This window comes from Cytobacillus sp. FSL R7-0696, assembly GCF_038006865.1.
Taxonomy (GTDB): Bacteria; Bacillota; Bacilli; order Bacillales; family Cytobacillaceae; genus Cytobacillus; species Cytobacillus kochii.
Genome location: NZ_JBBOWA010000001.1, coordinates 458,196 through 470,378, shown reverse-complemented (window position 1 = coordinate 470,378; position 12,183 = coordinate 458,196). Strand labels below are relative to the sequence as shown.

The 12,183-nt window shown below is 35.4% G+C and carries 11 protein-coding genes; 7 read left to right on the top strand and 4 right to left on the bottom strand.

All coding sequences use genetic code 11. From position 1 onward, the window contains the following. Nucleotides 1–61: 61 nt before the first annotated feature. Entirely contained in the window at nt 62–784 is a 723-nt protein-coding gene (locus MKX29_RS02450; protein WP_341103744.1) for a DUF3888 domain-containing protein, read from the top strand. Nucleotides 785–855: 71 nt separating this feature from the next. Next, a complete protein-coding gene (locus MKX29_RS02445; RefSeq protein ID WP_341103742.1) occupies nt 856–1,425 on the top strand; it encodes a TetR/AcrR family transcriptional regulator in 570 nt (189 codons plus the stop codon). Nucleotides 1,426–1,510: 85 nt separating this feature from the next. Here the strand turns inward: MKX29_RS02445 and MKX29_RS02440 are convergent, their stop codons facing one another. Continuing rightward, nucleotides 1,511–2,764: a sensor histidine kinase gene (locus MKX29_RS02440; protein WP_251163128.1), complete on the bottom strand. Its 1,254-nt coding sequence runs from the start codon at nt 2,762–2,764 to the stop codon at nt 1,511–1,513. Nucleotides 2,765–2,990: 226 nt separating this feature from the next. Here MKX29_RS02440 and MKX29_RS02435 point away from each other — a divergent pair, with 226 nt between their 5' ends. Beyond that, on the top strand, nt 2,991–3,596 hold the full coding sequence (locus MKX29_RS02435; RefSeq protein ID WP_224935326.1) for an exonuclease domain-containing protein: 606 nt from the start codon (nt 2,991–2,993) through the stop codon (nt 3,594–3,596). Between the two features lie 179 nt (nt 3,597–3,775). On the opposite strand, the gene MKX29_RS02430 is transcribed toward MKX29_RS02435, so the two are convergent. The 3 genes from MKX29_RS02430 to MKX29_RS02420 all read right to left on the bottom strand — a co-directional run bounded on the left by MKX29_RS02430 (nt 3,776) and on the right by MKX29_RS02420 (nt 7,865). Further along, nucleotides 3,776–5,230, bottom strand: a complete 1,455-nt coding sequence (locus MKX29_RS02430) for a carbon starvation CstA family protein (protein WP_224935328.1) — start codon at nt 5,228–5,230, stop codon at nt 3,776–3,778. Between the two features lie 171 nt (nt 5,231–5,401). Next, nucleotides 5,402–6,133 carry a LytR/AlgR family response regulator transcription factor gene (locus MKX29_RS02425; protein ID WP_289433173.1) on the bottom strand — a complete coding sequence of 244 codons (732 nt, stop codon included), beginning with the start codon at nt 6,131–6,133 and terminating at the stop codon, nt 5,402–5,404. Further along, nucleotides 6,117–7,865 carry a sensor histidine kinase gene (locus MKX29_RS02420; protein WP_224935333.1) on the bottom strand — a complete coding sequence of 583 codons (1,749 nt, stop codon included), beginning with the start codon at nt 7,863–7,865 and terminating at the stop codon, nt 6,117–6,119. The genes MKX29_RS02425 and MKX29_RS02420 overlap by 17 nt, the downstream gene beginning before the upstream one ends. Before the next feature lie 240 nt (nt 7,866–8,105). On the opposite strand from MKX29_RS02420, the gene MKX29_RS02415 reads away from it, so the two are divergent. The 4 genes from MKX29_RS02415 to MKX29_RS02400 all read left to right on the top strand — a co-directional run bounded on the left by MKX29_RS02415 (nt 8,106) and on the right by MKX29_RS02400 (nt 12,150). Continuing rightward, on the top strand, nt 8,106–8,306 hold the full coding sequence (locus tag MKX29_RS02415) for a cold-shock protein (RefSeq protein WP_224935336.1): 201 nt from the start codon (nt 8,106–8,108) through the stop codon (nt 8,304–8,306). A 164-nt stretch (nt 8,307–8,470) separates the two neighbouring features. Next, nucleotides 8,471–9,214, top strand: a complete 744-nt coding sequence (gene map / locus MKX29_RS02410) for a type I methionyl aminopeptidase (protein WP_224935339.1) — start codon at nt 8,471–8,473, stop codon at nt 9,212–9,214. 241 nt (nt 9,215–9,455) lie between these two features. Next, nucleotides 9,456–10,448: a zinc-binding dehydrogenase gene (locus MKX29_RS02405; RefSeq protein WP_341103734.1), complete on the top strand. Its 993-nt coding sequence runs from the start codon at nt 9,456–9,458 to the stop codon at nt 10,446–10,448. A gap of 439 nt (nt 10,449–10,887) precedes the next feature. After that, nucleotides 10,888–12,150 carry a S8 family peptidase gene (locus MKX29_RS02400; RefSeq protein ID WP_341103732.1) on the top strand — a complete coding sequence of 421 codons (1,263 nt, stop codon included), beginning with the start codon at nt 10,888–10,890 and terminating at the stop codon, nt 12,148–12,150. Nucleotides 12,151–12,183 lie beyond the last annotated feature (33 nt).

The following is a 12,183-nucleotide window of genomic DNA, read 5'->3' as shown; positions in this document are numbered from 1 at the left end:
ATTACAGCCGTTACTTATACAAATGCGGGAGAGGATAAAAGATAAAGGAGTGTGTTTGCACATGAAGAAAACAGTCATGATTTTATTACTTATTTTCATTCTTTTTCCTAATAGCATATTAGCTAATGAAGATTCTTCCATCGTATCCGAAGCACTTTTAACATCTCTCGCTCCTGTGCTTACCGAAGAAATTTATCAATTTTATGGGTATGAAAAACAATACAATTTGTATGACACGGAGATAAAGAAACTCAAACGTAATCGAAAAGGGTATCATATTATTGTCAAACTTGAAGTAACTACCTATGAAAAAGAGTATTTACCTCCTTATGGGCAAGATTCTCTTGTACTGGACTTAACACCTTTAGGAGCAGAGGTCATTACCTATAAACATAAAGGAGACGCGGAGGAGAAAAAGGTTAATCACTTCTATCGGAAAGCTGCAAAGGACATTGAACATAGCTTCAAAAAAAGATGGCGCAGTTATCGTCAAACACGATTTAACCAGTTTCAATTTCTAGCTAGCAACAATGGTTGGCATGATCGTCTTGGACCAGTAACGCAATTAGTTAAGGATATTAATGAAGAAGCAACATCAAAGTATAAAAATACCATTCAACCACTCATCTATTTTAATCAAGAGGAAATCTTAATTCTCTATAAAAATAAAATAGGAATGAATGAGATGATTACTTTAAAACATTTAGGCGATGGGTGGGTAGTAGATGAAAGAGAACAGAAACAAGGAAAGAAAATGACTGAGCAAATATTATCTTATATGTAGATTAATGATTGTTTCTTACCAACCCTGATGCTAAAATTTAATTACTATTTGATAGGGTTGGGGGTGTACATATGCCATCAAATCATTTCCATGATCAAAACATATCTGCGGATAAAATAGTGGCTGTTGCTAAAGAGCTTGTCACTGATAATGCATTTCAGAATATTACTTTAGAAGATATTGCTGTGAAAATGAGATGCCAAGTGAAGGCGCTGACGGTTCATTTTAATCATATTGATGTTTTATTATATCGAATAATTGAGGAAGACTTTAATGATCTCACGCAGATGTTAGTCACTATTCAATATGGTGATGATAATAAAATAGATAAGCTTAAACAAATCTTAATTACTTTCATGGAATTTGGTATAAACCTTCATCACCGTTACGATGGGTTATTTGCTTTTTATACAAGCAACGATAAGCATTCGATTACAGAAATGGCCCAAAAAACTTATTACCGGTTTGAATATGCTGTTTTACAATTAAAAGATCAACAAACTGAAGAATCACTTATTTATTCTGCCTTCATTGCCCTACATGGTTTTATTCAACACCATAAAGGCTATGTTAAAGACTTTGAAGAAGTTCGATCTTATGCAGAGTCACATGCTTGGTTCGTTCTAAAGGGTTTATCATAAATAAAAGTCAACAAATATTGAAGCACTAAGAGCAGGGGATTTACTAGCTATGCTAGGATTCCCTGCTCTTATTATTAGACTGAAGTTAGGAAGAATGAGGATGGACGGATGGAAAAGTAAAGATGAATACGGTTCCTTCATTAATTTTACTTTGTACTTTTATTGTTCCTTTCATTGCTCTGGCGATGCTAAAAACAACCATCATTCCTAATCCAGTCCCTTTTGCTCCTTTTGTGGAATAATAAGGCTCTCCTAGACGACGAATTTGATCATCTGTCATACCAAGCCCTGTATCTTGAACTTCGATTCTAATGTGCGTAGAGGAATAATTAGAGCTTATGTATAGTTGGCCACCTCTTGGCATCGATTCTATGGCGTTTTTAATAACATTTAAGAAGCATTGCTGAAACTTTTGTCGATCGCCTTCGATGTCACCTATGATAGAAAAATTAGTTGTTATTTCTACCGAATTTTGATTAGCTATCGGACGTAGTATACTAATGACATGACCTAGTTCTTTCTTTACGTTCATTGTTTCAATTTTGTCTAGTCCAGGTTTAGAAAATGTAAGATAGTTCTGAATGACACGTTCTGCTGATGCCAGTTCATGTTGGACGATTTCTAAGTATTCATTTCTTTTTGAAGGGGAAAGTGTTTGTTCTTTTAATAATTGAACAAATCCTGCAGCAGCTGTGAGTGGATTCCTAATTTCATGTGAAATCGCTGCTCCCATTTGCTCAACGGCTTCTAATTTTTCTGCAATGATAAGCTTTTTCTGCATATCGATTGTTTTGAAGACAAATTCAATAATATATACTGCCATTCCTACACCAAGAGCTGGAATGGTAAGAAGGGCAAACCATAAATCAAGTGAGTTTAATTGTGGTACATATAATTCATATAAAATTAGTGAAACGATACTAGAGATAAAAGTAATAAGAACAGCTAGTATAATTCTTTTATTAGCAGAAATCTGTTTAAATCTTGGGTATAAATATAAAAACAAACATCCTAGCAAAAGATATTCAAACATAGTTACATAGAATCCTAAATTAATTCCGTAAAACCATCTTACAGCAATAACGATAATTATGAGTAAAGGGCCGACACCAACATACAATCCACCTAAAATTACAGGTATAATCCTTAGGTCCATCATTAAACCAGGCTCTGGTTCAAATGAAAAAATATAACAAATACCAATCATCAATGCCAGACTAATAGTTGCCGATGTTTTTGAAAAATGAAAACCAAGATTTTTTTCAGTCCATACAAGCAGAAAAAATAGGATGACAATTAACAGTGATAGATTAAGGAAAAAATGAGTGGTAATGACCATTTTTTCACATCCCTTTTAGTGTATAGGAAAATTTTATATGTTTTCCTTGCATCTGACAATAAAAATGCGGAAAATTAAGAAAAATATAATAGGTGATGCCTACTATTTTCTCAAAACCATAATGAATATGAATCAGATAAAGAATAAAAGATTTCCTTTCTTTTTCTCCTAGCAATTTTTATTTTTCTATTATATGCTAAACAAAAAAAGAGAATGGAGGGTTAGTGTGCAAATACATGAGGGGTTAGGGCTTGTTCTTGACGTAGAGACAACGGGCTTGTCGCCAATTAATGATGAAGTAATTGAAATCGCCTTAAAGTTATTTTCATTTGATCAACAGACAGGTGATATTCTTACCATAAAAGACGAACGAAGCTATTTAAGAGAGCCGGAAACCACCAGTGCATTAAGAAATTATAATCAAGCTTATAAAGTTCACGGAATCCCTTTTGAAGAAGTTGTGGGGAAAAGCTTTGATGATCGTGAAATAAAGAAGATGTTCGCCTATGCGGATATCGTACTTGCTCATAATGCATCATTTGATAGAAGCTTTCTCTATCAAATGTACCCTAATGATGTAAATGAACTGAAATGGTATTGTACGATGAGAGGGGTTCCGTGGAAAGAATATGGTTTTTATAACAGTAAATTATTGACCCTTTTAAAAGGACACCAAATCACAAACTATCAAAATCATAGAGCAATGGATGATATTACATATTTACTAGCATTACTGAAAAACAAAAATCCAAATGGAGAATCATATTTAAAGGATGTATTAAGGAAAGGTCCAATGCGTAAGTATCAACCTAAAGTCAAAAAGTATATTTGATTTCCATTAATAGTATCAAATCTATCGTATAAAAAGGTGTTTTCACTGTAAATGATCGTTGTGAAAGCACCTTTTTACTATGAGCCTATGTCCATTTAAATTGTAATAGTATATAACTGACATGACTAACGATAAAGTCTCTGATTGCTAATCAGAGACTCATATAAAGATATGGAACATTAAGCTACACTATTATTCCAATTAGATACGTCTTCTTCCAATGGTATTTTATTAGCTCTTGCTTTCCGTGCAGCAATAAAGAATATTGTAATTAAAACGATAGCGCCTATAGCTCCACCTATCCAAGAAGTAGTCATAGAGAGACCAAAGCCGATTTGTGCATTTAAGATATACGTGATTACCATCACTAACATAAAACTACCTGGTATTAAGGCGATAAAGTAATTCTTTTTAGCAATATACAAGTACATGGCACCGACAAACAATGCGATTACAGCTGTTGATTGGTTTGCCCAGTTGAAGTACCTCCATAACACATTAAAATCGACTTGGGTAAGTACCATGGAAATTGCGAATAACGGTACAGCAATCCATAATCGACTAGAGAACTTAACTTGAGGAAACTTAATATAGTCGGCAATAATCATTCTAGCACTTCTAAATGCTGTATCGCCTGAAGTGATAGGAAGTACGACTACCCCTAAAACAGCTAATGTACCACCGATTGCTCCAAGTAAAGTGGTAGATACTTCACTAACTACTGCGCCAGGACCACCGGCAGCAAGCATTTCATTTAAGCCACCATAACCATTAAATAAGCTCATTGCAGCTGCGGCCCAAATCATGGCAATAATACCTTCAGAAATCATCATTCCATAGAAAATCTTTCTGCCTTGCGTCTCATTTTGAGTCGTTCTAGAGATGATGGGTGTTTGGGTAGCGTGAAATCCAGATAGTGCCCCACAAGAAATGGTAAAGAATAGTAAAGGTAGTAGTGGTGCATTATCAGGGTGGAAATTCTGAAACGAAAGCTCAGGAATAGGTGCTCCTGTCACTAAAAGACCAATTCCTACTCCCAGTGCACTAATGATAAGTAACGCACCAAAATAAGGATACAGACGACCAATGATTTTATCAACAGGCAAAAGTGTTGCTAAAATATAGTAAAGAAAAATAAATCCGATAATAATACCTAGTGCGACTTTTCCGTCCATTAAAAGGTGTAATAAACTAGCAGGAGTAGAAACAAAGACTGTACCTACTAATAATAACAATAGTATTGCAAAAGCATTTACGACATGCTTCATAACTTTGCCTAAAAATTTGCTAGCTAACTCAGGTAAGTGAGCTCCGCGATTTCTTATAGAAATCATACCTGTTAAGTAGTCATGTACAGCACCTGCGAAGATACAACCGATAACGATCCAAACAAACGCGACTGGTCCATATAATGCACCTAAAATTGGACCGAAAATTGGACCTGTACCAGCAATATTAAGTAATTGAATAAGTGAGTTTTTAGGTGTACTCATAGGTAAATAGTCGACATTATCTTTGTGTGTGAATGCAGGTGTTGCTCTAGCTCCTTTCACCCCAAAAACTTTCTCAACATACTTACCATAGGTGAAATACCCAATAACTAATAAGATAATACAAGAAAAAAATGTAATCATAGCATTGCCCCCTTTGTTCATGTATACGTTTTCATTTATTATAAATGACTATGATTCAAGGTTGAGTATTTTGAGCATAACATGTATAAATCCGTGAGTAAGAGGTCCTTATATTAAATTAAGATGCATTTTTTAGTGTAAATAGTCTGATAATTAATTGAGCTTCATGACCTATATTTCTAGTTTTGTTCTTAAATCTTTTACATAATTTCTGCTGACAGAAAGTTTTTCATTTGATCCTTTTAGCTCTAACTGAAATGCCCCATTGAACCAAGGAGAAAGTTTATTAATATATCTTAAATTAACAAAATAGCTTTTATGTATTCTACAGAAAGAATACGTAGATAGTCGATTTTCTAGCTCTTTTAATGATGCTTTTGTCTCGTAAGCATTATCAACAGTTATGATTCGTGAGAATTTATCTTCCTTATAAACATAAATAATATCTTTAGGTTCGATGTAAATAATTTCTCCATTGTCTTCGATTGCTAGCTTTCCAGCTAATTTACTTTGCTTAGGCAGATTTATTGGCTTTAAATATTTGATGATCCGGCTGACCGTTTCAGAAATTTGCTCTTCATCATATGGTTTTAGTAAGTAATCAATCGCTTCATAGCGAAAAGCTTCTACAGCAAACTGAGGGTAAGCTGTTGCGAATATGATTTTAGGTGGATTTTTGAATTCCATTAAACTTTTAGCTGTTTGCATGCCATCCATTTTGGGCATTTCGATATCAAGAAAAACGATATCTGGCTGTAATTGAATCGTTTGTATGATGGCATCTTCTCCAGAATCAGCTTCGCCAACAATATGAATAGAGTCAAATATTGATAACAAGTGCTTTAATTCTTCCCGGCTGTACGGTTCGTCATCTACAACGAGCACTTTAATCTTTGTCTTCATTTTTTTCCCCCACTGGTATATTAAAAGTTATTTCCGTTCCATTGTTTTCTTCACTATTTATGTGTAATCGGGCGTTCTCCCCAAATGTCATGATTAACCTTCTATTTACATTGTATAATCCAAGACCTGTGCCTATTTTTGATGCGATTGGTTCTTTCCCAATTTGCTTTAATCGATCATGATCAATACCACGGCCATTATCTTTAATAGATATAGCAACTTCATTGTTCATTTGTTTAATTTGTACTTTAATCATACAATTTTTATTCATTTGCTTAAATGCATGTTTAATTGCATTTTCTACAATTGGCTGTAAGGTGAGCGGTGGAATCTTACTATTAAGAACTTCATTTTCAATATAATAATCGACTTGTATTCTGTTTTCAAATCTTGTTTGTTCTATCATTAAATAGGCTTTCATATGGAGAATATCTTGTTCCAATGTGATACGGTTTGCGGTTGTTGCATTTAAGTTTTGCCTTAGAAATTGAGACAAAGTAATAAGCAGTTTTCTTGCTTTATCGGCATCAATACGGACGAGAGAGACAATGGTATTTAATGTGTTAAAAAGGAAATGGGGACTAATTTGCGCTTGCAAAGCTTTAATTTCTGCTTCTTTAGCCAATTGAAATGCTTTATCTGCTTCGGCTATTTCTAGCTGATTACTTAGTAACACACTTAACCCTGAGATCAACTCAATTTCTAAATTAGTCACTTCTTTCTCAGAGGTGAAATATACCTTTAAAGTACCGATGATTTGCCCGCGTTGCTTAAGGGGAGCAATGACAGCGGCTCCAAGTGGACAATGCTCATTTTGACATTGTATTTCTTCATTACCTACTACTATTAGTTTACCATTATTAATTACTTCTTTTGTGATTTCTGTTTGGATGGGGTGGTCTACTCGGTGATGATCATCACCTGATCCAACATGGGCAAGAATCACATGTTTATTTGTGATTGCTACTGCCTTCGCATGTATCTCCCTTAATAATATGGTACACACCGCCTTAGTGGAGACTTGTGTCATTCCCTTCCTAAGATGTGATAAAGTTTGATCAGCGATTCGTAATGACTTTTGCGCTTGTAGTGCTCCTGCCTTTTCTTCTTCATTCACTACATTTTTAATGATTAGGAGGAATAAGGCTGATCCTACACCGTTTGCAATAATCATTGGAACACCAATTACTTCAACTAAAGAGACGGCCTTTTCAAACGGCCTCGAAAGAAGGAGAATAAGAAGCATTTGAACGGCTTCTGCGGTAGCTCCTATAAAAAAGGCAGAAGATAGCTTTACATGGTCTTTTTTCTTATGAAAATAGCCTGCTATTAGTCCAGATATAATGGTTGCTAATCCACATGAGAAGGCAGTAAAACCACCTAGTGTAAAACGATGGATTCCGGCAATGAGCCCAGCTCCTAAACCAACTTTATAACCACCGAAAAGCCCAGCTAAAACAACACCTATTACCCGTGAGTTAGCAATTGCTTCTTCACTTGTTAAATTAGATGCCCATCTGTTTATATTAAATGTCTCAGCATTTAAAGATAAACCTGTGTATGTCCCGATTATTCCGAAAAAACCAAAAAATAAGATCGCTTTTAATTGTAGATCTTTTTTTACATTTTCCTTATAAATCATATCTCGAAAAAATTGGAACCGTGTTAAAATAAAGGCTATGGTAACAATAATACCCAGCCTCTCTAACATAGTAATGAACAATTCAAACATAAGAAAACTCCTTCGTAACATATACATCTATCATACATTAAAAGGGTAAAATATCTAAGTATCATAAAAATTTTCGAAAAATTCTCGCTTTTACCTTTGCATTCTTTTCCACTTTCTGCTATTATGAAAGAAATTATTTTTGTTCGGAATGTAAGTAGGATGCGTTTGTATACGTTTGCTTCATGTATGTTCCACAAGAATAGTCATAATTTATGTGTTATACATAAGGAGGATTTATTCATGGCAGAAGGAAAAGTGAAATGGTTTAATGCAGAAAAAGGTTTTGGTTTCATTGAAACACAAGAAGGACAAGATGTGTTCGTACATTATTCAGCTATCCAAACTGATGGTTTCAAAACGCTTGATGAAGGACAAAGCGTAACATTTGAAGTAGAAGAAGGTCAACGTGGCCCACAAGCTTCTAATGTAGTTAAACTATAATATGCTTGAAATACAAGCCTAATAAAGGGCTTGTATTTTTTTTGGTGAAAACAAGCTGTTGTTTTCTAAAAAATAGTACAATTACAAACTTACTGGAATCCTTTTTTTCTTAATGATAAATAGACTATAATATAGATAGAGACTAAATAAAGGTAGGAATCGTTATGATCGTAAAAACTGAAGAAGATTTAGCGGGTTTAAAGGAAATTGGGAAAATTGTTGCTTCAATTAGGGATGAAATGATTGCTCAAACAAAGCCTGGCGTCACAACTAAAGAATTGGATGAGATAGCTGGAAAGATGTTTGAAGAGCATGGGGCATTATCTGGTCCAAAGGGTGAGTATGACTTTCCAGGGTATACTTGTATTAGTGTAAACGAGGAAGTAGCACACGGTATTCCTGGAAATAGAGTCATTAAAGATGGAGATTTAGTTAATATTGACGTATCTGGATCAAAAAATGGTTATTTCGCTGATACAGGTTTATCAATCGTTGTAGGTGATGCGGATGAGAAACTAGAGTCTTTATGTGAAACAGCGCAAAAAGCTTTCGATGAGGGCCTTAAAAAAATAAAACCAGGTGCGAAACTTAATCGTATCGGAAAATCTGTCTACCAAACAGCAAAAAATAATGGTTTTAATGTTATTATGAATTTAACTGGCCATGGAATTGGTCGTTCTTTACATGAAAAGCCAGATCATATTCTTAATTATTTTGATAACTGGGATAATCAATTATTACGTGAAGGGATGGTTATCGCTTTCGAACCCTTTATTTCCACTGGAGATGAAGAAGTTCGTGAACAAAGTGATGGCTGGACTTTCATTACACCTAATAAAAGTTTTGTTGCGCAATGTGAACATACAGTTATCGTGTCTAAGGAAGGCCCGATTATTATTACGAAGTAAATCAAATGAAGAGCGGTAGCGATATCTAGACGTACCGTTCTTTTTTGTTTTTTAAGAAAGTATGCTATTGAATTTATAGCCTCAGCTGAACAGGAAAAAGGGGTAAGGATTTAATTGTAATCAGAATCTCCCTGTGTATGTTGAAGATGACTGGATGAGATTTGCAATTTCTTAAGGTTTTTCACTTTTCACAACAATAAATTACCCTTATGATAGATATAAAAAAGGAGTGTGGGAACGAATGAAAGCAGTGATACATAAAGGTGAAGCAGGAATGAATGGAACGGGTTATCAGGAAATAAATGATTTTCCTGTTGGTGATAAAGAAGTAAAAGTTCAATTAAAGGCGGCAGGATTAAATCATAGAGATTTATTTATTCTTCATCGACATCAATCAACTGAACCAGCACTTGTATTAGGTTCTGATGGTGCGGGTGTCGTGGTGGAAATTGGTGCAGAGGTGACGGATATTAAAGTCGGAGATGAGGTCGTCATTAATCCAGGATTAGGTTGGGAAAAAAATAGTGACGTACCGCCAGAGGGGTTTGAAATTGTTGGCTTTCCCTATCACGGTACTTTTGCCGATCATATTGTTATTCCTGCCATGAATGCTTTCCCTAAACCTCCACATATGTCATGGGAAGAGGCTGGCGTGTTTTCCTTAGCAGGTTTAACTGCTTATCGTGCCCTATTTACAAGAGGGCAAGTAAAGTCTGGGATGAAAGTATTTATCCCTGGCATTGGTGGAGGAGTGGCTACTTCTCTTTTACAATTCGCTGTAGCAGCTGGTGCGGAAGTATACGTTAGTTCTCGCTCAGAAGAAAAGCGAGAAAAAGCTTTATCATTAGGTGCTAAAGAAGCTCTTGATAGTGGGGAAGATTGGCAAGCGCAAATTGGGGGCGAGATGGATCTAGTCATCGAATCAGTTGGAGCAGCAACTTTCAACCAATCCTTAGCTGTTCTTCGTAAAGGAGGCACACTAGTGATTTTCGGTTCATCTACAGGAGACGAGGTGACAGTAAATCTTCGACAATTCTTTTACGCACAGCAAAACATTCTTGGCAGCACAATGGGAAGTGCTGAAGAATACAAAGAAATGCTTACATTTATGAATAATCATAAAATCAAGCCGGTTATGGATCAAGTTTATCAGTTAGCAGATTATCAAAAGGCATTTGCTAGATTAGAACAAGCAAAACAATTAGGGAAAATCGTGTTTCAAATAGGTAAATGAGTAATGAGGGTGAACGAAGAAATGAAAAAACTTCGTTCACTCTTTTCTATTATCCAACATAAAAAAGTGTCGGATATTGTATCCGCTAAAAAAATGAGTGCTTTTCTTAGAGGGAGGTGCTCAAAAAGCACCTTTTCCTTCAAATTCATGGAAAATAATAATGTAATATTACACTTTAATACCTTTCTAGAGACCTAAATTCACTTTTAATTCCGAGTAATAAAAAGGGTAATTATCATGAATATTGATTTTGTGGAAAAAAATACCTGATTTAATGTTGAAAAAAATGTCTGATGGCCTGCTACTTGGAAAATAATATGTCAAATTTACTGTTTTTTACAAATAAATAAATGCTGAATTTTACACATTGTTTTAGTCTGAATTTTTGAAATATAATAACCCCTAAGTAAGACATTAAAATTTGGGGAGGAACAAGTAAATGACGAAAAAGAAAACAGTCGCAGCTGCACTACTTAGTCTTACGTTAGGGATGTCCGTCTTTACATCAGGTATTTCCGCACAAGTTTCAGATGAAGCCAAGGGGAGTGAAACATATCGCGTATTGATACAAGCCCCTAGCAATTCTGTTAATGCATTAGAAACAAAGTATGAAAAACGATGGGACTTTGGTAAAGAAGGTTTCACTGCAGATGTGAATGCTAAGGAGTTACAAACATTACAAGCGACAAAAAATGTCGAAGTACAAAAGGTAAATGAAATGAGTATAGCAACTGTAACAGGAGAAGTGTCCAAAGCAGAAGTAACAGCTGTGCCAAGTTCACAAACACCTTGGGGAATAAAATCAATTTATAATAATCAATCTTTAACAGCAACATCAGGTGGTAATGGTATTAAAGTAGCTGTGCTTGATACAGGAGTTTATACAAATCATATTGATTTAGCAGGATCAGCAGAACAGTGTAAAGACTTTACACAATCAAGCCCACTAGTAAATGGCTCTTGTACTGATCGTCAAGGTCATGGTACACATGTAGCAGGAACTGTTTTAGCACATGGAGGTAGTGATGGACAAGGTGTTTACGGTGTAGCTCCTGATGCGAAGCTATGGGCATATAAAGTGTTAGGTGATAACGGTTCTGGTTATTCAGATGATATTGCTGCAGCGATTAGACATGTAGCAGATCAAGCAACTAGCACAGGATCTAAAGTAGTTATTAATATGTCTCTTGGGTCTTCTGGTAAAGATTCACTCATCTCAAGTGCAGTAGACTATGCATACAATAAAGGTGTATTAGTTGTTGCTGCGGCAGGAAACAGTGGTTCAGGTAGTAATACGATTGGTTATCCAGGAGCATTGGTCAATGCCGTTGCCGTTGCAGCTTTAGAGAATGTGCAACAAAATGGGACTTATCGCGTAGCGAATTTCTCATCAAGAGGTAACCCATCAACTGATGGAGATTATGTCATCCAAGAGCGTGATATTGAAGTGTCTGCCCCAGGTGCAGCAGTGGAATCCACTTGGTATAATGGCGGTTATAACACAATTAGTGGTACTTCTATGGCTACACCACATGTAGCTGGTTTAGCAGCAAAGATTTGGGCTGCGAATCCTTCATGGAGTAAATCTACTTTAAGAACAGAATTACAAAAACGTGCCAAGGTTTATGATATTAAAGGTGGCGTTGGTGCAACAACAGGCGATGACTATGCATCAGGATTTGGTTACCCTAGAGTAAAATAAATAAAATAGGGGTTGCTATATTGAAGTAGCAAC